This window comes from Sorangium sp. So ce296 (genome assembly GCF_051529605.1).
GTDB classification, from domain to species: domain Bacteria; phylum Myxococcota_A; class Polyangia; order Polyangiales; family Polyangiaceae; genus Sorangium; species Sorangium cellulosum_D.
In genome coordinates, this window is record NZ_CP150325.1 from 9,372,888 (window position 1) to 9,394,412 (window position 21,525).

The following is a 21,525-nucleotide window of genomic DNA, read 5'->3' on the forward strand; positions in this document are numbered from 1 at the left end:
CCCCTCCATGTCCACTCCGCTCGTCGTCGTCGAAGATCTCCGCAAGACGTTCGTTCACATGGGGCGCGAGCTCCACGTGCTCTGCGGCATCGATATCGTGATCAACCAGGGCGAGGTCGTGGCGTTCGTGGGCCCCTCCGGGGCCGGCAAGAGCACGTTCCTCCACTGCATCGGCACCCTGGACCTCCCGACGAGCGGCCGCATCCGCCTCGGCAGCGACGAGCTCACCGGCATGCCGAGCTCGCGGCTCGCGGCGATCCGGAACCGGATGATCGGCTTCGTCTTCCAGTTCCACCACCTGCTCCCCGAGTTCAACGCGGTCGAGAACGTGATGATGCCGGGCCTCATCCAGGGGAAGACCCGCCGCGAGATGGAGCCGCTCGCGCGCGCGCTGCTCGCCGAGGTCGGGCTCGCCGCGCGCGCGACGCACCGGCCGGGCGAGCTGTCGGGCGGCGAGCAGCAGCGGGTGGCCCTGGCGCGCGCGCTCGTCCTGTCGCCGAAGCTGCTCCTCGCCGACGAGCCGACCGGCAACCTCGACACCGCGACGAGCGACTCGATCCACCAGCTGTTCTTCGAGATGAACCGCAAGCACGGCACCACGGTCGTCGTGGTGACGCACAACCTCAGCTTCGCCGAGTCGATGCCGCGCGTGGTGACGATGCGCGACGGGGCCATCGAGAGCGACCGCATCGGCAGCGAGCGCGCCGCGGCCGCCGGGTACCGCGGCGGCTCAGCCGGATAGCCGCTCGCTCAGGAGCTCGGCCGCGCGCAGCGACATGGCCATGATGGTCATCTGCGGGTTCACGCCGAGCGACGAGGGGATCGCGCTCCCGTCGCACACGTAGAGCCCGGCGACGTCGTGCGCCTGGTGGTCCGGCCCGAGGCACGACGACCGCGGATCGACGCCGATGCGGCACGTCCCGAGCGGGTGGAACGCGGCCACGTCGATGTCGCCGGCCTTGATCTGCCGCCCCTTGAGCCGCGCGAGGTCCTCCGGGCCGTTCACCTCGTCGCAGCCGGCGACGAGCGGCAGCACGCGCCGCGCCCCCGCGGCCAGGAACACCTCGCAGAGCAGCTCGATCCCGCGCTGCATCCTCGCGACGTCCTCCGGGTTCATCGTGTAGAGCACGAGCGGCGTGCCGCCGAGCCCGGGCCGCACCTCGCCGCGGCTCGTGTCCTTGATCATGAAGCCGAACGTCGCGAGGTGCGGGTACCGCTCCATGAGCTCGGTGTAGCGCCGCCCCGTCCACGGCACGGCCAGCGCGGCGACGTCGAACGGGAGCGAGCCGCCCTCGAACATCAGCCCTTCGTCGGCGAAGTGGTCGATCTGGTAGCCCTGCGGGATGCCTCGCCACTGGTCGACCCGCTCGTCGAAGAGCGCCATCACCTTCGACGCCGGGTGGATCGACAGGTTCTTCCCCAGCATGCCGCTCGAGAGGCACGCCCCGCTCCGGCGCAGCAAGAGCGGCGTCATCAGCGCGCCGCCGGCCACCACGACGGCCTCCGCCTTGACCACGAGCCGCGGCCGCCGCCGCCTCGCGCCGCCGGCCGCGCGGCCGCCTCCGCCGGCCCTCGTGTCGCCGCCGAGCACGGCCGTCGCCCCGCGCGCGCGGCCCGCCACGACGTCGATCGTCCTCACGCGCGCCGCCGTGATGAGCTGCGCGCCCCGCTTCAGCGCCTCGGGCACGTAGCTCACGTCGGTCGAGCGCTTGGCCCCGGTCGGGCAGCCGAAGCAGCAGATCCCCTGTCCGTCGCAGTCCGGCGCGTTGCGCTGGAGCGGCCCGTGCTGCAGGCCGAGCCGCTCCGCGCCGCGCTGGATGATCGGCCCGATCGCCCCGAGGTGCAGCGGATCGGCCGGGGCGACCTGGAGCATCCGCTCGACGCGCTCGTAGTAGGGCGCGAGCCCCTCGGACGAGAGCTCCGCGGGCAGCCCCATGCCGTCCCGCCACGACGCGAAGGTGCTCTCCGGCGCCCGGTAGCAGGTCCCGGAGTTGATCACGGTGCTCCCTCCGACGGCGCGCCCTGCGAACACCGGGATCCCCACGTTGCCGATCGCCATGTCGAGCCCGTGGTCGCGGTACATCTCCCGGTACGCGCGCGCCGGCCGGCCGGTGAAGCTCGAGCGGCGGTGGTAGTCGCCCTCCTCGAGCATCAGGACCGCGTGCCCCCGCGACGCGAGCTCGTAGGCGGCGGCCGCGCCGCCGGCCCCGGTGCCGATCACGAGCACCTCGCACTCGAGCTCCAGGTCCTCCTCGACCTCGCGCCCGTTCGTCACCTGCGACAGCCAGCGGGGGCTCTCGTCCCGCACCGTGGGCAGCTCGTAGCGGCAGCCCACGTGCTCGAACATCTCGGGCCGGTCGTAGTGGAGGAACCGGAGCGGCGTGAGCACGGCGCGGAGCAGCGAGCGCAGCGCCAGCGCCCGGCTCTGCTCGAAGCCGCGGAGCACCTCCATCCGCTCCTCGAGCGGCAGCGCCGACAGCGGCCTGAGCCGCGTCGCCACCGGCGCGAGCTCGATCGCCCACAGCGCCGCGCGCAGCCCCTGCGCCAGGTGCGGCGGGATCGTCGACAGAAAGGCCGCGAGGCGGGCGGCGGTCGCCGCGCCGGCGCCCTCGAGGAAGCGGCCGGGCGGCATCGCCGCCTCGGCGAGCGCGGCCGCGATGCGCAGCTCCCGCTCCGAGAGCGCCGGCTCCGCGCCAGGCCGTCCCCCTGTCGCGGGCGCGCTCTCCGCGCCGCCCTCCGCCCGCTGCGCCGCCCCGGGCCAGCGCTCCTTCCGCTCCAGCCGCTCCAGCGCGGGCCAGCGCCTGAAATCGAAGTCCAATCCCAGGGTCATGGTCGTCCGAGCCCCTCGTGATAACTTCTGTTAATTCTGTAGCAACAGAATCGTCGAAATGCAAGGCGGCCCGGTCCGCTCGGTCTGCGCGTTCCGGTCGGAGCGCGCGGCGGCGTCGCTCACGGCATGGGCAGGACGCAGATCGGCGCGCGGGGCTCCAGCGCGAGGTGGTGCCAGGCGTCCTCGGCGATCGCCAGGCCGCGCTCTCCCTCGTCGCGGAAGTGCGCGGCGACCGCGCGGAAGTAGGGGGCGTCGGGGCGCTCGAGCGCGACGATGCCCTTCGGGTCCGACGGGCTCGGCGCGAACGGGCGGCCAGCCTTGGCCCGGCGGGTGTCGCTCACGAGGGAGATCTCGTCCATGCGGGCGGTGAAGTGCGGCCCGCCGTCGAACGGATCGACCCTGTGGGCGTAGCGGAAGCCGATGCGGCGCAGGAGCTTCTCCACGCCCCGGGTCTGCGACCCGACCTTCCCGATCACGCGCTGGGCGTCCTCGGGCAGCAGCGAGGCGTAGATGGTCCCCTCGGGGAAGAGCCCCTTGATGAACTCCTTGTTCTTCTTGGAGAGGAGGTCTGCCTCGGCATAGCTCATGTCGGTGAACTTGCGCCCCAGCGCCTCCCAGAGGTGGCTTGTCCCATCCGGCTCGAGCGGGGGCATCAGCTCCGCGAGGATCTCCTCCTGGAACAGGTCGGGCCGCGCGGCCATGTAGAGGAAGCGAACATACGAGATCATCGTGCCGAGCCGCTCGGGCCCCTGCCGGTAGTCCGGCATGAGCACGAGTCCGCCGATCTCCGTCGGTCCATTGTACGAGTAGCCGATGCGCAGCACCGTATGATGGAAGTGCTTGTCGATCGTGGCCGAGTACTTCTCCTCATCGAGCACGTCGAAATAGATGTACGGGACGCCGCGCCGGCCGAGCTGCGCGATGATCATCGAGGTGCCGACGATCATGCCCTTGTCGCCCTTCGTCAGGTCGACGAGCACGAAGACGTATTGGCGCAGGCGGGGGTCCTGGATGGCCCCGCTGAAGCTCCGGTGGCTCTCGGCGACGATCTCGTGGATTGCGTCACGGTTGTTCGGCAGGTTGACCGAGTTCAGGTGGCGCGCGACATAGAGGAGCTGCTCCTCGTCGCCGGTCACGGCTGCGCGTATTTCAAACGAGATCATCGGGAGAAGCCTACGCGTGGCGCTCGCGCTTGGCCATTGCTACGGATGCCGCGCGCGGGGCGTACAACAGAGCTCGCCGCGCGCCGCCCGTCCCCGCCGGCGCGCGGACGGCGCGAGCCGGCCCCGCGCGCCGGCGCGCGTCAGCCGAGCTGAGCGCGGAGCGCTTCGTCCATGGCGTCGAGCGGCGGCTCGCGCCCGGTGTACAACCGGAACTGCTCCGCCGCCTGGTGAAGGAGCATCCTCCCGCCGTGAACGGCGGTGGCCCCGCGCCGCCGCGCCGCCTCCACGAGCTCCGTGATCATCGGCTTGTACACGATATCCATCACCAGGAGACCCTCCCGCAACGCCTCCTCCGGGACGGGGCTCCGCGGGTCGACCTCGGCCATGCCGCGCGAGGTCGCGTTGACGAGGACGTCGTGGTCGGGCGTGAGCGCCCCCCCGTCGAGGGGCACGGCCGTCCCGCCGACCGCCGCCGCGAGCTGCCGCGCCTTCTCGAGATCCCGGTTCGCGATCGTGACGCGGGCGCCGCGCTCCGCGAGCCCGAACGCGACCGCGCGCGCCGCGCCCCCCGCGCCGAGGAGCAGCACCCGCGCGCCCCCGAGCTGCGTCGCCTCCTCCAGCGCCCGCGCCGCGCCGATCCAGTCGGTGTTGTACCCCCGGAGTCGCCCGCCGTCGTTGACGATCGTGTTCACCGCGCCGATGCGCGCGGCGATGGGGTCGATCTCGTCCAGCAACGGAATTACCGCCTGCTTGTAGGGCATCGACACACCGAGGCCGCGGATCCCGAGCGCCCGCATCCCGCGCGTCGCTCCCTCAACATCGGTCACCGCAAAAGGGATATAGGTAAAATCGAGCCCCAGCGCGCGGTAGCCGGCGAGGTGCATGGCGGCGCCTGTCGATACCGGATGAAGCGACATTGATCCGCAGAGTGTGAGGCGGCCCAGAGCTTGGGAGAATGATGCAGTCGACGAAGTACAGCCGTGCATGCAGCGAAGCTGGCCTGTCTCCAGCGCGGATGCTAGCCCCGCCAGCGATGAGCGAGCAGAGCTCCCCCGGGCCGGCGGCGGAGGCGGCGACAGCGTGCCTCGAGCCCGCCAAGGCCGGCCTGTTCATGCCCCGATCCGATCGCGCGTTCGCGCGGCGCGCCTACCAGACCGTCGCGCCGCTCGGTCGCAGCCTCCTCAAGGTCCTCGCGGTCCTCGCGGTCCTCACGCTGGGCCGCTCGACGCTCGCGGACCAGTATCACGTGCCCACCGGCTCGATGTGGCCGACGATCGCCCCCGGCGATCGCATCCTTGTCGACAAGGTCGCCTACGGGCTCCGCGTCCCGCTCACGGACGGCTACGTGTTCGAGCGCAGCTGGCCGAGCGCCGGCGACGTGGTGCTCTTCGCGGATCCGCGCGGCGGCTCGACCCTCCTCGTCAAGCGCGTGATCGCGCTCCCCGGGCAGACGGTGATGCTCCGGCGAGGCGTGCTGTACGTCGACGGCGCGGCGCAGGCGACCGAGGAGCTCGGGGACGGCACGCGGGTCGAGCACCTCGGCCCGGTCACGCACGCGGCGGGCGAGCCCGATCTCGAGGCGTTCGGGCCGGTCGTCGTGCCGCCGGGCCACCTCTTCGTGATGGGCGACAACCGCGCCGCGTCGCTCGACAGCCGGGCGATGGGCGCGGTGCCGCGGGAGCTCGTCCGCGGCCGCGTGCTCCGCGTCGTCTATCACCACGACGCCGAGGGCTTCGATCTGTCCCGCGCCCTGCGGAGCGTCGACTGAGCGCCCGGGTCACGCGTCGCCTCGCGCCATCATCGCCCTGAGCTCGTCGCCGCTCAGGGTCTCGACCTCATAGAGCCTCGCGGCGATGCGCTCGAGCGTCGCGCGGCGCCCGTGGATCATCGCGCGCGCCCGCGCCTCCGCGTCCGAGAGGATCCGCGCGACCTCCGCGTCGATCTCGCGCGCGGTCGCGTCGCTGCACTCCCGCCCCGCCCCGGACGGGGGCGCGCCCCGCGGCTCGCCGAGGAACGACAGCGGCCGGCGCGGCTCCAGCGCCGAGAGCCCGACCCCCTGGCCCATGCCGAGCTCGCGCACCATGCGGCGCGCCAGCTCCGTCGCGTTGAGCAGGTCGTCCTGCGCGCCGGTCGACAGGTCCCCGACGGCCTCCGCCTCGGCGGCGCGCCCGCCGAGCAGCACGACCAGCCGGTCGAGGATTTCCTGCCGGCTCCACAGGTAACGGTCCTCCCGCGGCAGCTGCATCGTGTACCCGAGCGCCCCTGGCCCGCGCGGCACGATGGACACCTTGCGCACCGGGTCCTGCGTCGGCAGCAGCGTCGCCGTCAGCGCGTGCCCCACCTCGTGGTAGGCGACCACGAGCTTCTCGCGCGCGCCGAGCCGCCGGCCCCGCCGCTCGAGCCCCGCGAGCCCGCGCTCGATCGCGGCCTCCAGGTCGATCTGCCCCACCGCGGTGGCCCTGCGCCGCGCCGCGAGCAGCGCCGCCTCGTTGACGATGTTCGCGAGGTCGGCCCCGACGAGCCCCGCGGTCTGCGCGGCCACGGCGTCGAGATCCACGTCCGCGTCGAGCGTCACCTTCCTCCCGTGCACCGCGAGGATCTCGCGCCGCTCGGCGAGATCGGGCCGATCGACGTGCACCCGGCGATCGAACCGCCCCGCCCGGAGGAGCGCCGGATCGAGGATCTCGGGGCGGTTCGTCGCGGCGATCACGACGATGGCCGCGCGCGCGTCGAACCCGTCCATCTCGGTCAGGAGCTGGTTGAGCGTCTGCTCGCGCTCGTCGTGGCCGCCGACCGAGCCGCCGATGCCGCGCGCCTTGCCGACCGCGTCGAGCTCGTCGATGAACACGAGGCAGGCCCCCTTCTCGCGCGCCTGGGAGAAGAGATCGCGCACGCGCGCGGCGCCGACGCCGACGAACATCTCCACGAACTCCGACCCGCACGCGCTGAAGAAGGGGACGCTCGCCTCTCCCGCGATCGCCCGGGCCAGCAGCGTCTTGCCCGTGCCGGGCGGCCCCACGAGGAGCACCCCCCTGGGCATCCGTCCGCCGAGCTTCTCGTAGCGCTCGGGCGCCTTGAGGAAGTCGATGATCTCGCCGAGCTCGGCCTTCGCCTCGGCGCTGCCCGCGACGTCGCGGAACGTCGCCGTCGACCCGCGCTCCTCGTAGAGCCGCGCCTTGTTCTTGCCGAAGGCGGTCGCGGCGCCCGAGATGTTCCCCGCCGCCGCCGACCGGCGCGACGCGAGGTGGACCATCGCGGCCAGCGCGGTGAGGGGCAGCGCCAGCCAGAGGTACGGCAGCAGCCCTCGCTCGTCCGCGGCGCGCGTGTACGGGATTCCGCGCCGGTCGAGGGCGGCGAGCAGATCCTTCTCGGTCTGCTCGATGCGCCCCGTGCGGTAGCTCCGCGGTGTGCTCACGCTGAGGCCGGGCGCCGCTCGCCCGATGTACACGCCGTCCCGGATCTCGACCTCGGCGAGCTCTCCGCTCTCCGCGAGCGAGCGGAACCGCGCGTACGGGATGCGGCTGTCGGACGCCACCACCACCTGAAGGAGCAGCGCCGAGCCGAGCACCAGGACGAGAACAATCCAGAGCGACCGCATGGCTCGCCTCCGCGCGGACAGGCGACGTCACCGGCAAGCCCGGCCAGTCGCCACGGTGCGCCCTGCACGGAGTCTGCCAAGGCGGGTCGTGCACCCTCGAGGCAAGGCGGACCGCTCGACCGATGAAGTTGCGTTACAGGCGTAACAGCGCCGAGCGCGCCCGGCGCGGCGTGGACGCACGGCGCGAACCGATCAACCCTGATCGCATGGGGAGAGCTCTTTTCTTGATCACGGGTCCGCTGACGATGTCTTTGCTCGGGTGCGGCGGGGCTGCGCCACCTCCGGCCGAGCAGCCCGAGCCCGCGCGGCTGGAGGAGCCCGCGAAGGCCGCCGAGCCCGCGCCGGAGGCCGCCCCGGGCGTCGAGGCGCAGGAGGCGGAGCCCGCTCCGGCGCCGCCGTCCGCCGCGCCGGCGGCGCCGCGGCGCGACGACTCGGTGCCCGACGACTACGCGCTCATGCACGGCGACTGCGTCGAGCTCGGCAAGCAGCTCACGGTGCTCACGCGCTCGGAGCAGGTCGCGGCGCTGAGCGCCAAGCTGACGCCGGAGCAGCGGGGCGAGACCGAGAAGCGGATCGACGCCGTCGCGGCCACCCTCGGGGAGCAGTACGCGCAGTCGTGCGAGCAGAACGTCGGCAAGCACGTGGATCCGAGGTCGCTCAAGTGCGCGTTCGACGCGCGGAGCGTCAGGGTGTTCGAGGCCTGCCTCAACGCGCCGCCGCCGGCCAAGTGACGCCGCCGCGTCGCGTGCGCCGGATGACGGCGCGCGCGATGCGGATATAATGCGGCCCCGCATGGACGCTTCGCTCCTCGACGACCCCTGGATCGCCGCTCAGGTCGACGCCGCCGTGGCGCCTTACGTGGGTCGCCTGCCGGCGCACGAGGTCGCGTGGATGCGCGAGCAGCTCGCGGAGGTCTTGCTGCACGACGAGGAGGCGATCCGCCTCCTCCGGCGCGCGCACCCGCGCGAGGTCGACGAGAGCGGCGAGCGGGCGTTCGGGGTGCTCGGCGCAGCGGGGCGCGCCAAGGCGGGCTAGCGGTGCGCACTCCGGAAGACCGGCTGCTCGCCGAGGGGCTCGCTCTGCTCCAGCTGGTCGCGAAGCGCGTCGCGCGCCGCCTGGGCCGCCGCATCCCGGTCGAGGACCTCGTCGCGCTCGGGCACCCGGCGCTGCTCGAGGTGGTGCGGACGTACGATCCAGGCCGATCCTCGTTCGAGGCGTACGCGAAGCGGAAGATCCGCTGGGCGATCTTCGACGGCATCCGGCGGGAGACGCGCTGGCGATCCGCGGCGGCGCGGGCCAGCGCGCTGGCTGCGTCGGCGCGGTTCGCGGAGGGGCGGGGGGCGGAGGACGACGCCGACGCGCCGGCCACGCAGGAGGACTACGCCGCGCGGCTCGGCGGCCTGCTCGCCGGGCACGCGGCCGCGATGGCGCTCGGCCTGCTCTCGAACCAGGGCGACGTCGCTGCGGTCGCCGACGCCGCCGACAGCCCCGAGGAGCGCGCCTCTGCCGCCGAGCTCGCGCAGGCCGTGCGGCACGCCGTGCGCGAGCTCCCCGAGCGCGAGCGCGCCCTGGTCGAGCGCCACTACTTCGACGACGAGCGCTTCGATCAGATCGCGCAGGATCTCGGGATCAGCAAGAGCTGGGCGAGCCGCCTGCACAGCCAGGCGATCGCGCGGCTGGGCGAGCTGCTCCGCGCGATGCGCTGACGCGCGTGCGCGCCGCTCTCCCACGGGCGCGCCGGCGCGTCGTTCCCCCCTCGACGGATGGCGGTTATCGCTGCCGGCTCTGGACCGAGCGGAGGTACGGGGCGCGCTCCTCGTCGGTGACCGGCTCGTTGCTGATCACGCGGTGATCGCGCGGCATGAAGTGAACGAGGCGGACCATCATGTGGTCCTTCACGACGGTCAGCTTCCCCTTGCGGCGGAGCTCCGCGGCCTCCTGGAAGGTCTGCACCTTGGGATCGTAGGCGATCATGTGCAGGTCCCTTCCGAACGGCTCGGGCAGGTCTTCGACCTCGACGATCTTGTAGATGCGGATCCCTCCGCTCTTCTCGGTGGCCGCGACCACGGCGCCGACGACCAGATCCTTGCCGGTCGGATCGGAGGTTTCGGGCACGGGGGGCGCGCGGTCACAGGCCGGCGCGAGGGCCAGGATGCCGGCGCACACGGCGGCGGCGAGCGCGATCGACCTCATGGGCGCTGAATAACATCGATGCGACCTGGCGCAAGCGGCTACCGCGCTCGGCGCGGGGGAGCGCGGCGCGCCGCGACGTCGTCCGCCGCCGGGGGGCGGCGCTGTGGTAGACGCGCCTTCGAGACAGTGGCCGGGAGCGATCCCTCGGAGGAATGCGATCATGCGACTCGAGGACACGAAGTTTGTCGTCACAGGCGCCGCCCAGGGGCTGGGTCGCCACTATGCGCTGCGGCTCGCGGAGTCCGGGGGCCAGGTCGCCGCGGGCGACGTGAACGAGGAGGGGCTCGCGTCGCTGGTCGAGGCGAGCCAGGGTCTCCCCGGGAAGATCCACGCGCGGCCCTTCAACGTGGCGGTGGAGGCGGAGGTCGAGGCGTTCGTCCGGTTCGCGCACGGGGCCATGGGCGGCCTGAACGGCCTCGTGAACAACGCCGGCATCCTGCGGGACGGCCTCCTGGTCAAGAAGGACCGCCAGACCGGCGCGGTCGTCAAGCTGAGCGCGGCGCAGTGGCAGGCCGTCATCGACGTCAACCTGACGGGCGCCACGCTGATGGTCCGCGAGGTCGTCGCGAAGATGGTCGAGACCGAGCAGAAGGGCGTCATCGTCAACATCAGCTCCATCGCGCGCCACGGCAACCGCGGCCAGTCGAACTACACCGCCGCGAAGAGCGCGCTCGCGGCGAACACGAAGACCTGGGCGCTCGAGTTCGCGCCGTTCGGCATCCGCGTGGGCGCGGTCGCGCCCGGCATGATCGAGACGCCGATGACGCAGGGCATGCACCAGAAGGCGCGCGACGCCCTGGTCGCCATGATCCCGGTCGGCCGCATCGGCGTGCCCGAGGACATCTGGCAGGCCGTGCGCTTCGTGATCGAGTGCGAGTACTTCAACGGCCGCTGCATCGACGTCGACGGCGGTCTCACGATGTGACCCCGGAGCGGCGGCCCCGGCATCCCGCCGCGCCCCCGCGCGCCCTCACCGCGTCCTCACTCACCGCGCCTCTTCGCTTCGCGCCTCGCCTCCTGGACACCCAGGGCGCTGCCCGGCGGCGTCCGTCGTCGGCCTGCCCCGTCCGGCGGCCCCACGTCTCGCTCCGCCGGCGCCGCCGTCCGGCGCCGGGGGCGCCCGAACCCCGGAAGGCCGAGCCCCCAGCCGGCTCGGCGATCCGCCCACGAAACATTCGCGCTTGACGCGTCGATATTGAAAGCTATGTTCAATATCAACCTACCCGTTAAACGTAGCCGGGGGTTCTGCATGTACGTGTGCCTCTGCATGGGCGTCTGTGATCGAGAGATTCGCGAAGCGGTGAACGAGGGGGCCTGCTCCGTGGCCGAGGTGATGGAGTGCACGGGGGCCGGTACGCGGTGCGGCTCCTGCCAGCCGACGATCGCCAAGCTCGTCGGTGCGGGCGAGCCCGTCGCCGCCCCGCGCCGCCTGACGATGGCGCCGGTCTCCAGCGCAGCCTGATTCTCTGGATCGACGCTGCGCTCCGGTCTCTCTGGCGGAGGATCGGCGACCTTTCCTTAGAAATTTCTTGCGCACTTCCGTGGACCTTGCGCATTTGACCTGGGCGCTGGCGCTCCCGCCGGCGCCTCCTCGCCGTGGCAGGCGGGGCGAGCACGACAGGCACGAGCGCGAGAGGGTCCGATGAAGGGTGCGAAAGATGTCGTCGACGCGTTGAACGAGGTGCTCGCGGCGGAGCTCGTCGCGATCAACCAGTACTTCCTGCACGCGAAGATGTGCGCGCACTGGGGCTTCGTCACGCTCGCCGCGCGCGGCCGCGCCGAGTCGATCGACGAGATGAAGCACGCCGACGCGATCATCGATCGCATCCTCTTCCTGGAAGGGCTGCCCAACCTGCAGCGCCTGGACACCCTTCACATCGGGCAGACCGTGCCGGAGCAGCTCAAGAGCGATCTCGAGCTCGAGTACAACGCGGTCAAGCGGCTCAACACGGCGATCGCCCTCTGCCGCGACAAGGGGGATCGCACCTCCGAGGAGCTCCTGGCCAAGATCCTCGAGTCCGAGGAGGAGCACATCGACTGGCTCGAGACGCAAATCGGCCTAATCGAGAAGCTTGGCGAGACCGCCTACCTGTCCCAGCAGATCCGCGAGTAGGGTAGGGTGGGGCTCGGCCCCCCGCACCGACGGCGCACCCCGCGCGCGTTCTGGCGGCGGAGGCCGCGCTTGACGTACGATACTCTGGACGCATGTCCAAGGCGCCGCGGACGACCGCGCTCGTGCGGTTACGCGCCGGCTCGGTGCGTCGGTCGTGATCGTCGCGCCGCGCCCGTCCCTCGAGGAGGATGAGCGCGGCGGGGGAAATCCATGTCGAAGATTCTTGTCGTCGATGACCAGCGGAACATGCGGACCACGCTCGCGATGATGCTGCGTGGCGCCGGGTACGAGGTCGATGAAGCGGGCGACGGCAGCCAGGGCGCCGACCTGGGCGCCAAGGGTGCGTACGACGTCGTGCTCACCGACCTGCGGATGGGCGGCTTCGACGGCATCGGCGTCCTGCGCGCGGTGAAGGAGTCGAACGCGAACACCGAGGTCATCGTGATGACCGCGTACGGCACCATCGAGAGCGCGGTCGAGGCGATGCGGCTCGGCGCGTTCGACTACATCCAGAAGCCGTTCTCGGAGCAGGAGCTCCTCGTGAAGGTGGAGCGCGCGATCCAGAACCGGAAGCTCACCGGGGAGGTGCAGCTGCTCGCCAGCGAGTTCAAGGAGCGCTACCGGTTCGAGAACATCGTGGGCCGCTCGCAGGCGGTCCGCGAGGTGCTGGGCCGGATCGTGAAGGTCGCGCCGACCGACGCGACGGTGCTCATCACCGGCGAGAGCGGCACCGGCAAGGAGCTGGTCGCCAAGGCCATCCACGCCAACAGCAAGCGCGCCGATCGCCCCTTCGTGCCGGTGAACTGCGCCGCCATCAGCGAGACGCTCCTCGAGAGCGAGCTGTTCGGCCACGCGCGCGGCTCGTTCACGGGCGCGATCTCGGCGAGGAAGGGCCTGTTCGAGGAGGCCGACGGGGGCACGTTCTTCTTCGACGAGATCGCCGAGACCCCGCTCACCTTCCAGGCGAAGCTGCTCCGCGCGATCCAGGAGAACGAGATCCGCCGCGTGGGCGAGAACAAGCCCATCCACGTCGACGTGCGCATCATCGCCGCGACGAACCAGGAGCTCCTGACCGCGGTGGCGGAGAAGCGGTTCCGCCAGGATCTCTACTACCGCCTGAACGTCGCGCGCTTCGTGCTCCCGCCGCTGCGCTCGCGGCGCGAGGACATCCCGATCCTCTGGGAGTTCTTCCTGGAGAAGTACAACCGGAAGATGACCTGTCGGGCGCGCGCCGCGGACGGCGTCATCGAGGCGCTGACGCAGTACGACTTCCCCGGCAACATCCGCGAGCTCGAGAACATGGTGGAGCAGGCGGTGGCCCTCTCGGGCGGCGGCGTCATCAGCGTCGACGACGTGCTGCCCGCCGCGGTGCAGCCGAAGCGGGCGCCCGAGGGCGGCAGCCGGCTGCTCGCCGACGTTGTCGACTGCGCCGAGCGCCAGGCGATCGAGGCCGCGCTGCGGGAGTGCGACGGCAGCCGGGAGCGCGCCGCCGAGGTGCTCGGGATCAGCGCGACCACCCTCTGGCGCAAGATGACCCGCCTGACGATCACGTACCCGCCGGGCTGAGCTGCCCCTCCGCAGCCGTTCTGCCGTTCCCGACGACCAGGCTCGGCAGCACGTTCCCTCAGGGTACAGCGGAACTCCGTGGACCCGACTGAGCAGGCCAGTGCTCACCTGGCTGAGCAACGTTCTGCCCACCGGGCTCAGCCAGCGTGTGCCTGTCCGCGGTTCGACCGGCACGTACGACCAGGCTGAGCAACAGACCTGACTCGCCAGCAAATCAGGGCAGCTAGCCCACGTTGGCTTGCATCTTTGCAATGGCGCAGGGTCGGGATTTGCCTTAGTGCAATGAGGCAGCCGATGTAGACTGTGCGCATCTGTTTCACTTCGGCGTCGGCAACCGCAACTCGGTGATTCGGCAGCTTGGCCCGGCAATTGCTAACCCCTGAACCGATAGGCGTAGTCATGGTTGGCGGCGCTCGCCGCAGGAGGACGCTTAATGGCCCGCATGCTGATCGTGGACGGTGAGAATTCCCAGCGTCGCGCTCTTTCAGCTGGGCTAAGCGTCGAGGGGTTCGAGGTCGTCTTCGCCGCCTCGTTCCAGGATGCGCTGCGCATCCTCGGCGCCTCCCCGGTCGACGTGGCGATGATCGACCTGATGATGCCGGACCTGAACGGGCTTGAGCTCGCCCGTCACATCCGGCATGCCTTCCCGAGGGTGCGGGTCGTCCTCTCCAGCCCGTATCACCTCTCCGCGCGCCAGGTCGAGCGCGCCGACTGCGGCGCCGTGGCGTTCGTCCCGAAGCCTTACAAGGTGGGCGAGATCTGTCGCTTCCTGCGCGCCAAGACGAACGTGCTCACGCCCGCGCCGTGCTAGTAGCGCGGCGTGCGCTGCGAGCTGCTCGACTACGAACTCCCTGAAGCGCTCATCGCGTCGCGGCCCCCCGAGGAGCGCGACGGCGCCAGGCTCCTCCTGGTCGACCGCGGCCGCGAGGCCGGCGAGGTCGAGCACGCCGCGATCCGCGATCTCGACCGGTACATCGAGCGCGGCGCGCTCGTCGTCATCAACGACACGAAGGTCGTACCCGCCCGGCTGTTCGGCAAGAAGCGCGGCTCCGGAGGGCAGGTCGAGCTCTTCCTGCTGCACCGGCTGGACGAGGCGCCCGACGGCGGGGAGGGGACCGCCGGCCAGCCGTGCGACGGCGCGGCGCGCCCCGAGCGCTGGCGAGCGATGGGGCGCGCGTCCAAGCCGATCCGGCCGGGCGCGTTGCTCGATCTCGAGCGCGACGGGGCGTTGGTCGCGGAGGTGCTGGAGCGCGCGGACGACGGCGTGCTCACGGTGCGGCTCTCGTCGCCGGCAGGGCTGTCCGTCGCGGCCGCGATCGACGCGTACGGCCACGTCCCGCTCCCGCCCTACCTCGGCCGCGGCGACGACGCGTCCGATCGCGAGCGGTACCAGACCATCTTCGCCCGCGTCCCGGGCGCGGTCGCCGCGCCCACCGCGGGCCTCCACCTCTCGCCCGGGCTCGTCGAGCGGCTCCGCGCGAACGGGGTCGAGATCGCGAGCATCACGCTGCACGTCGGCCTCGGTACGTTCCAGCCGGTCACGGTCGACGACCTCGACCAGCACCCGATGCACGTCGAGGTCTACTCGGTCCCCGAGGCGACCGCCGGCGCGGTCGCGGCCGCGCGCGAGCGCGGCGCGCCGGTGGTCGCGATCGGCACCACCGTGGTGCGCGCGCTGGAGAGCGCGGCCGACCCGGCGCGCGAGGGCCTCGTGCGGGCGCAGTCCGGGGAGACGCGCCTCCTGATCCAGCCCGGCTACCGGTTCCGCGTCGTCGACGGCCTGCTGACGAACTTCCACCTGCCGCGCTCGACGCTGCTCGCGCTGGTGTTCGCCTTCGCCGGCCGCGAGCGCGCGCTCCTCGCGTACCGCGCGGCGATCGAGGCCCGCTACCGCTTCTACTCTTATGGAGACGCCATGCTGATCCGCGGCGCGAGCGCGCCATGAGCCGGACGCCCGGCTTCGCCTTCTCCGAGCTCGCGCGGGACGGTCACGCCCGCACGGGCGTGCTCTCCACGCCGCACGGCGACGTGCCGACCCCGACGTTCATGCCGGTCGGCACCCAGGGCAGCGTGAAGACGTTGACCCCCGCCGAGGTGGCCGCGACCGGCGCGAGGATCGTCCTCGGCAACACGTACCACCTGTGGCTCCGCCCCGGGCCCGAGCTCGTCGCGCAGCTCGGCGGGCTGCACGCGTTCACGCGCTGGCCGCACGCGATGCTCACGGACTCCGGCGGTTTCCAGGCCTTCTCGCTCGCCGAGCGGCGCACCCTCGTGGAGGACGGCTTCGTGTTCCGCTCGCACCTCGACGGCGCCCGCAAGGCGCTCACGCCCGAGGTCGCGATGGAAGTGCAGGGGCTGCTCGGGGCCGACATCGCGATGCAGCTCGACGTGTGCCCGCCCGGCGGCGCGCCGCTCGCGGAGGTCGAGGAGGCGTGCCGCCTGACGACGCGCTGGGGGAAGCGCTGCCTCGCCGCCAAGCGCCCCACCCAGGCGCTCTTCGGCATCGTTCAGGGCGGCACCTCGGTCGCCCTGCGCACGGCGCACGCGGACGAGCTCGCGGCCCTGCCGTTCGATGGGCTCGCCCTGGGCGGCTTCTCCGTGGGCGAGCCGATCGCGCTGATGCACGAGGCCGTCGCGCAGATCGCGCCGCGCCTCGATCCGTCGCGCCCCCGCTATCTCATGGGCGTGGGGACGCCGCTCGATCTCGTTCACGCGATCGGCGCCGGGGTCGACATGTTCGATTGCGTGCTCCCCACCCGGAACGCCCGCAACGGGCAGGCGCTCACGCAGCACGGCAAGATCGTCATCAAGCAGGCGCGCTACAAGGACGACCGATCGCCGCTCGACCCGACCTGCGCCTGCCCGACCTGCGCCGGGGGGTACAGCCGCGCGTACCTCCGGCACCTCTACATGGCGGGCGAGATCCTGGTGCTGCGCCTGCTGACCGAGCACAACCTGCACCTGTATGGCCGCCTGATGCGCGAGGCGCGCGCGGCCATCGCCGAGGGGCGGTACGCGGCGTTCGCCCGCGCGTGGCTCGGCGCGCGCGATGCCACCGAGTAACCGGGCAACCGAGCAACCCGGTGGCCGAGCGACCGCGGGATCGAAAGCCGCCTACATCGTCTCCATGGTCTCTGAACGCGCTCCTGGCGCGGCCGCGGGGGATCGCGCGGAGGGCGCAACGTCCGCGCTGCCCGGGAGGGTTCCGAGCTACCATGGGCGGATGGTGAGCCCTCGCCTCCGGCGTGGCGTCGCGCGCCCGCAGCCGCGCGCGCGGGGCCACGCCTCGGCCGCGCTCGACCAGCCTGTAGGCCCGAGGCGCCGGCGCACGAGCCCCAGCCGGCCGCACCCGCCGAACGGCCGCCGTCGCGCGCGGACCGCGTGCTTGCCCGCGCATTCCTCGTCCATTAGCCTTCGAACTCGGCCCGCGGAATGACGCAAGACGCCAACAAGAAGCCGCTCGGACGCATCCTCCTCCAGCAAAGGGCGGTCACCCAGCCCCAGCTCGAACAAGCGCTCCTCGAGGCGCGCGCGAAGGGGGTCCCCCTCGCCACGAACCTGATCGAGAGCGGCACCGTCTCCGAGGTCGCTGCGCTGAAGGCCCTCTCCGAGCAGAGCGGCGTTCCCGGCATCGACCTCAACCAGGTCTGCATCAAGCTCAGCGACCTCTCGATCCTGCCGCGCGAGATCGCCGCCAAGCACAAGCTCCTGCCCGTGCTCGTCCGCGAGGATCGCATCCTCGTGGCCATGGCCGCGCCCGCCGACAAGAAGGTGATCGACGAGCTCGAGTTCGTGACGGGCAAGCGCGTCTTCCCGTACATCGCGCTCGCAGGCCCCCTCGTGCGGACCATCGCGGCCGCTTACGACATGAAGGAGCAGGGCGAGCCGTTCTTCGTCGGCGCCAAGTGCCCGCCCGAGGTGCTGAAGCGGGCCGGGCTCGGCGCCACGTCGGCGTCGTCCGCGCCGGAGGCGCCGCCCGCGCCCGCGCCCGCTCCTGCGCAGCCGCCGCCGCCGCCGCGCCGGCCTGCGTCCGCCGTGCCGCCGTCGACGGTCGCCCAGGCCCCTGCCGCTCCTGCGCCCGCGCCTGCGCCCAGCGCCGCCCCGCCGGCGAAGCCCGCGCCGGAGCGCCCGCGCGACGACGCGGAGATCTCGTTCGCCGATCTGACCGACGAACCGAGCCCGCCCGCTGCCCCGTCGCCGGCCCGCATCTCCTCGGCGGGGCCCCCGCTCGTCGTCGACGATGCCATGCGGAGGGCGGCGGCCGCCGACGAGCTGACGGACACCGATTTCGGCACCGCCGATCGCGATCTGTCCGTGGTCGAGTCGCTCCCGGGCGCAGGCAAGGCACCGCAGGGCGATCAGACCACGATCCTCGTGGTCGACGACGAGCCGGAGATCCGGAAGCTGCTCCGCCGCATCTTCGAGGAGCGCGGGTACCGCGTCGAGGAGGCCGACCGCGGGCTCCTCGCGCTGCGCATGGTCAAGGAGAATCCGCCCGACGTGATGATCCTCGACGCCATGCTGCCCGAGGTGCACGGCTTCGACATCGCCCGCCGCATGAAGGGCACCCAGCGCTACGGCCACATCCCGATCATCATGATCTCGGCCGTGTACCGCGGGTGGCGGTTCGCGGAGGACCTCAAGTCGAGCTACGGCGTGGAGGCGTACATCGAGAAGCCCTTCCGCGTGGCCGACGTCGTCGCCGCCGTGGAGAACGCGCTCCAGGCGCGCTCGATCCGCGGCGATCAGGACCGGATTTCGGCCGAGGCAGAGCGCCTCCTCGCCGCGGGGATCGCGGCGTACCGCGCGGGCGATTTCGACAAGGCCGTGCGGCACCTGCGCGAGGGCACGGCCATCGATCCGCTCGCGTACCGGCTGCACTTCCACCTCGGCCTGCTCTACGGCAAGCAGGGACAGCTCTACGACGCCATCCAGGAGCTGGAGACGGCGCTGCACATCAACGGCAAGCACTTCCCGGCCCTGAAGAACCTCGCGGTGCTCTACCAGAAGGCCGGGTTCCGCAACAAAGCCATCGAGACGTGGGAGCGCGCGCTGGGCGTCGCGCCCGATGACCCGACGCGGCAATCCATCAAGGAGCACCTGCTCGGATTGCTCTGACCGTCTAGCCCATGTCGCCCACGGCCAAGCTGTCGTAGACTGCGCCGATTCCACCGGCAGGCGCGTCCCTGGATGAAATTCATCTGCGATAACTGCAAGGCCAAGTACCAGATCGGCGACGAGAAGGTCGCCGGCAAGATGGTGCGGATGCAGTGCCGGCGATGCGGGCACCTCATTCAGGTGAGCGCGAGCGTCACCGAGAGCTCCGTGGCGCGGGCTCTCCCGGTCGAGCCGCCGCGCGCGACCGACGACGCGCAGCTCGCCCCCCCGAGCGACGAGGCTCCGGCCGTCGGGCTCGGCGCGACGGTGGCCGACGCCGGTGCCGCGAGCGCGCCGAGGCCGCCGCCCGCGTCGTCGCGGGGCCAGGGCGCTGCGCCGGTGCCGCCCCGGCCGGCGTCGCAGGCCCTCCCGCGCCCTGGTGGCGCGCCTCGGCCTCCGGCGGCGCCGCGCGCCGCGCCCGGGCCGGTGTCGGGCCCGCTCCCTGCGCCCGGGGCGCCGACGCCCGGGACGCCCGCGCCCGCCGTGCCGCGAGCCGCCCAGCCCGCGCCCGCCGCGCCGCGGGCCGCCCAGCCCGCACCCGCCGCGCCGCGGGCCGCCCAGCCCGCACCCGCCGCGCCGCGGGCCGCCCAGCCCGCGCCTGCCGGTCCGGCCGCGCCCGCCGCGCGGGCGGAGCCTGCGCCGGCCGCAGCGGCCGCCAGCGCGTTCACGCGATCGATGTCCAACGACCGGCCGCTCGGGAAGGCGCCGGCCGTGCGCGCCACGGCGAGCGAGGACTGGTACGTCGGGGTCGGCGGGGTCCCGCTCGGCCCGGTGCGGCTCGCCGTCATCCGCGAGAAGGCGCTCGCCGGCGCGGTGGACGGCGACTCCCTCGTCTGGCGCGAGGGCTTCGACGAGTGGCTGCCCCTCAAGAACTTCCCGGAGCTGCTCGAGATCGTCACGCAGGCCCAGACGACCCGCGTGTCCGCGCCCGCACGCCGCACCAGCAGCACGGGCTTCGCCGCCGTTCAGCCGCAGGTCCCTCCCTCGGCGAAGGCGCCCTCGTCGTCGAGGGTCCCCCCGCTCGCTGCGGCCGCGCCCGCGCGTGCGGCGGCGCTCGAGCCGGAGGCCCCCGGCCTGAGCGAGAGGTCCCCCGCGGTCGCCGGCGCGGTCGCCGCCTTCACCGCGGCGGGGACGCCGGCCGCGAGCGCGCCGGCGACGTCCGCCGCGAGCGCGCCGGCCGCGTGGCCCGACGTCTCGGGCGGCGCCGCGCGGGCCCACGCCGCGGGCCCCGCGCCGGTCGAGGTGCTGGCCGACCCGTTCGCGGCCGGGCCGGCGGCCGCCGCCGCGCCGAGGTCCGACCTGGCGCCGCCCGCCTCCGCCGACGTCGCTCGCGCCGCGGGCGGCCTGGCCCTGGGCGGTTCGCCGTCCGCGACGGTGGCGGCGGGCGGCGTGGCCGTGGGCGGCTCGCCGCGCCCGACGGCGGCGCCGGCCGGCGCGCTTTCCTCCGCGGAGCCCGCGCCCCTCGTGGCCACGCCCGCCAGCCTGGTGGAGACGGTCGCGCCGCGGCGGCGCTCGGGCATGAGCCCGCTCGCCTACGCCTTCATCGCCATGGCGGCGGCGTTCGGCGGCGTCTCCGCCTACGTCCTGCTGTCGCCCAAGCCGCAGACCACCGTGCAGGTCGTGACCGCGCCGCCGAGCAACCCAGTCGATCTCCCCACGGCCGCCCCGCCGCCGCCGCCCAGCGTCGAGCCGGAGGCGCCGCCCCCCGCCGAGGTGCCCTCTGCCAGGCCGGAGCCCGCCTCGCCCGGCAAGCCGGGCGCCGTGGCGAGCCAGCGGCCTGCGCCGGAGAAGCCGGTCGCCTCCGCGACCGGGGCGCAGCTCGACCGGTCCGGGTTCGGCGCCGGGGTTCCCGGCCCGACGTCGGGGCCGGGCAGCCAGGGCGCCGGCTCCAGCCTGACCCCGCTCTCCCAGGGCGAGATCTCCGGCGTCGTCGAGGCGAACCGGCCGAGCGTCCGGCGCCACTGCTGGCAGCCCGCCCTCGACGCGCGCGACCGCAACGCGTCCACCACCGCCCGCGTCTCGGCCTCCGTGGTCATCGGCGCCTCGGGCGCCGTCCAGTCCGTCTCGGCCGGCGGCTCGGAGAAGGACTACCCCGGCCTGGCGAGCTGCATCGCCTCGCGGATCAAGTCCTGGCGGTTTCCGCCCTCCTCGGGCTCCACGCCCGTGACCATCCCGTTCGTCTTCGCGGCCCAGTGAGCGCACGCGGGGAGGGGAGGCCGCTCCGCCAGGGCGCAGCGCTTTACGCATGCCCGGGCAGGCGGTAATCGACGCGATCATGGCAGAGCGCAAAGTCCGAATCCTCGTGGCCAAGCCCGGCCTGGACGGCCACGACCGCGGCGCGAAGGTGGTCGCCCGGGCACTCCGCGACGCCGGCTTCGAGGTGGTCTACACGGGCCTGCACCAGACCCCCGACATGATCGCGTCCGCCGCCGTGCAGGAGGACGTCGACGCCGTGGGGCTGTCGATCATGTCCGGAGCGCACAACACCCTCTTCCCCGCCGTCATCGAGGCCCTCCGCAAGCACGGCGCCGAGGACATCGTGGTGTTCGGCGGGGGCATCATCCCGGACGAGGACATCGCGCGCCTCCAGGACGCCGGGGTGAAGGGCGTCTTCACCCCCGGGACCACCCTGAAGAGCATCGTGGAGTGGGTCCAGACCCACGTGACCCCCCACAGCTGACCGCCCCGGCGGCGCGGCTCCCCACTCTCCCCCACCGCGCGGGTCCCCACTCTCCCCCACCGCGCGCCCCCACGCTCCCCCACCGAACGCCTCCCCACCGGCACCGGCACCCGGCTCGCTGAGCCCGTCCGCCGCCGTCCATGGTCCCGCCCGCCGGCCCGCGAGATCGGGCGTCCAGGGCGGCGATCCGCCTCGCTTCCTTTCCGCCTTGCCAGCGTCCGTCAG

20 protein-coding genes are annotated in these 21,525 nt (G+C 72.9%); 15 read left to right on the plus strand and 5 right to left on the minus strand.

What is annotated here, in order from left to right:
- Positions 1-7: 7 nt before the first annotated feature.
- Complete coding sequence (locus WME98_RS34655) at positions 8-742, plus strand: ABC transporter ATP-binding protein (RefSeq protein ID WP_129574106.1); 735 nt, start codon at positions 8-10, stop codon at positions 740-742.
- Here the strand turns inward: WME98_RS34655 and WME98_RS34660 are convergent.
- The 3 genes from WME98_RS34660 to WME98_RS34670 form a co-directional block, all read right to left on the minus strand.
- Positions 731-2,830 (minus strand): FAD-dependent oxidoreductase, encoded by a 2,100-nt coding sequence (locus WME98_RS34660; protein WP_437945949.1) that lies wholly within the window; start codon positions 2,828-2,830, stop codon positions 731-733. The two genes, WME98_RS34655 and WME98_RS34660, sit on opposite strands and share 12 nt — an antisense overlap.
- Positions 2,831-2,949: 119 nt before the next feature.
- On the minus strand, positions 2,950-3,993 hold the full coding sequence (locus WME98_RS34665; RefSeq protein ID WP_061627586.1) for an arginine N-succinyltransferase: 1,044 nt from the start codon (positions 3,991-3,993) through the stop codon (positions 2,950-2,952).
- A 140-nt stretch (positions 3,994-4,133) separates the two neighbouring features.
- The gene (locus WME98_RS34670) at positions 4,134-4,877 is read right to left on the minus strand and encodes a shikimate dehydrogenase (protein WP_437945950.1); all 744 of its coding nucleotides are present in this window, start codon (positions 4,875-4,877) and stop codon (positions 4,134-4,136) included.
- Between the two features lie 149 nt (positions 4,878-5,026).
- On the opposite strand from WME98_RS34670, the gene lepB reads away from it, so the two are divergent.
- Complete coding sequence (gene lepB / locus WME98_RS34675; RefSeq protein WP_437945951.1) at positions 5,027-5,761, plus strand: signal peptidase I; 735 nt, start codon at positions 5,027-5,029, stop codon at positions 5,759-5,761.
- A gap of 9 nt (positions 5,762-5,770) precedes the next feature.
- Here the strand turns inward: lepB and ftsH are convergent, their stop codons facing one another.
- On the minus strand, positions 5,771-7,591 hold the full coding sequence (ftsH, locus tag WME98_RS34680) for an ATP-dependent zinc metalloprotease FtsH (protein WP_061627584.1): 1,821 nt from the start codon (positions 7,589-7,591) through the stop codon (positions 5,771-5,773).
- A 206-nt stretch (positions 7,592-7,797) separates the two neighbouring features.
- Between ftsH and WME98_RS34685 the strand changes: the two genes are divergently transcribed.
- From WME98_RS34685 to WME98_RS34695, 3 genes are all read left to right on the plus strand, one after another.
- Positions 7,798-8,322: a hypothetical protein gene (locus tag WME98_RS34685; protein WP_437945952.1), complete on the plus strand. Its 525-nt coding sequence runs from the start codon at positions 7,798-7,800 to the stop codon at positions 8,320-8,322.
- Positions 8,323-8,383: 61 nt separating this feature from the next.
- Positions 8,384-8,626 carry a hypothetical protein gene (locus WME98_RS34690; protein WP_020734062.1) on the plus strand — a complete coding sequence of 81 codons (243 nt, stop codon included), beginning with the start codon at positions 8,384-8,386 and terminating at the stop codon, positions 8,624-8,626.
- Positions 8,627-8,628: 2 nt separating this feature from the next.
- Positions 8,629-9,297: a sigma-70 family RNA polymerase sigma factor gene (locus tag WME98_RS34695; RefSeq protein ID WP_437336999.1), complete on the plus strand. Its 669-nt coding sequence runs from the start codon at positions 8,629-8,631 to the stop codon at positions 9,295-9,297.
- Positions 9,298-9,361: 64 nt separating this feature from the next.
- Here WME98_RS34695 and WME98_RS34700 read toward each other — a convergent pair whose 3' ends face one another.
- Positions 9,362-9,784, minus strand: coding sequence for a hypothetical protein (locus WME98_RS34700; RefSeq protein ID WP_437945953.1), 423 nt, complete (start codon positions 9,782-9,784; stop codon positions 9,362-9,364).
- 160 nt (positions 9,785-9,944) lie between these two features.
- Between WME98_RS34700 and WME98_RS34705 the strand changes: the two genes are divergently transcribed.
- From WME98_RS34705 to WME98_RS34750, 10 genes are all read left to right on the plus strand, one after another.
- The gene (locus WME98_RS34705; RefSeq protein ID WP_437337000.1) at positions 9,945-10,709 is read left to right on the plus strand and encodes an SDR family oxidoreductase; all 765 of its coding nucleotides are present in this window, start codon (positions 9,945-9,947) and stop codon (positions 10,707-10,709) included.
- 375 nt (positions 10,710-11,084) lie between these two features.
- Positions 11,085-11,246 (plus strand): (2Fe-2S)-binding protein, encoded by a 162-nt coding sequence (locus WME98_RS34710; RefSeq protein WP_020734066.1) that lies wholly within the window; start codon positions 11,085-11,087, stop codon positions 11,244-11,246.
- Between the two features lie 180 nt (positions 11,247-11,426).
- Positions 11,427-11,897: a bacterioferritin gene (gene bfr / locus WME98_RS34715; RefSeq protein ID WP_020734067.1), complete on the plus strand. Its 471-nt coding sequence runs from the start codon at positions 11,427-11,429 to the stop codon at positions 11,895-11,897.
- A gap of 210 nt (positions 11,898-12,107) precedes the next feature.
- Positions 12,108-13,463: a sigma-54-dependent transcriptional regulator gene (locus WME98_RS34720; RefSeq protein ID WP_437945954.1), complete on the plus strand. Its 1,356-nt coding sequence runs from the start codon at positions 12,108-12,110 to the stop codon at positions 13,461-13,463.
- A 403-nt stretch (positions 13,464-13,866) separates the two neighbouring features.
- Positions 13,867-14,274, plus strand: coding sequence for a response regulator (locus WME98_RS34725; protein ID WP_437945955.1), 408 nt, complete (start codon positions 13,867-13,869; stop codon positions 14,272-14,274).
- Between the two features lie 9 nt (positions 14,275-14,283).
- The gene (gene queA / locus WME98_RS34730; protein ID WP_437945956.1) at positions 14,284-15,408 is read left to right on the plus strand and encodes a tRNA preQ1(34) S-adenosylmethionine ribosyltransferase-isomerase QueA; all 1,125 of its coding nucleotides are present in this window, start codon (positions 14,284-14,286) and stop codon (positions 15,406-15,408) included.
- Complete coding sequence (gene tgt, locus WME98_RS34735) at positions 15,405-16,526, plus strand: tRNA guanosine(34) transglycosylase Tgt (RefSeq protein ID WP_061627576.1); 1,122 nt, start codon at positions 15,405-15,407, stop codon at positions 16,524-16,526. The genes queA and tgt overlap by 4 nt, the downstream gene beginning before the upstream one ends.
- Before the next feature lie 369 nt (positions 16,527-16,895).
- Positions 16,896-18,581: a response regulator gene (locus WME98_RS34740; RefSeq protein ID WP_437945957.1), complete on the plus strand. Its 1,686-nt coding sequence runs from the start codon at positions 16,896-16,898 to the stop codon at positions 18,579-18,581.
- Between the two features lie 72 nt (positions 18,582-18,653).
- Entirely contained in the window at positions 18,654-20,816 is a 2,163-nt protein-coding gene (locus tag WME98_RS34745; RefSeq protein ID WP_437945958.1) for a GYF domain-containing protein, read from the plus strand.
- A 79-nt stretch (positions 20,817-20,895) separates the two neighbouring features.
- Positions 20,896-21,300: a cobalamin B12-binding domain-containing protein gene (locus WME98_RS34750; protein ID WP_044987939.1), complete on the plus strand. Its 405-nt coding sequence runs from the start codon at positions 20,896-20,898 to the stop codon at positions 21,298-21,300.
- The last annotated feature ends 225 nt before the right edge of the window (positions 21,301-21,525 follow it).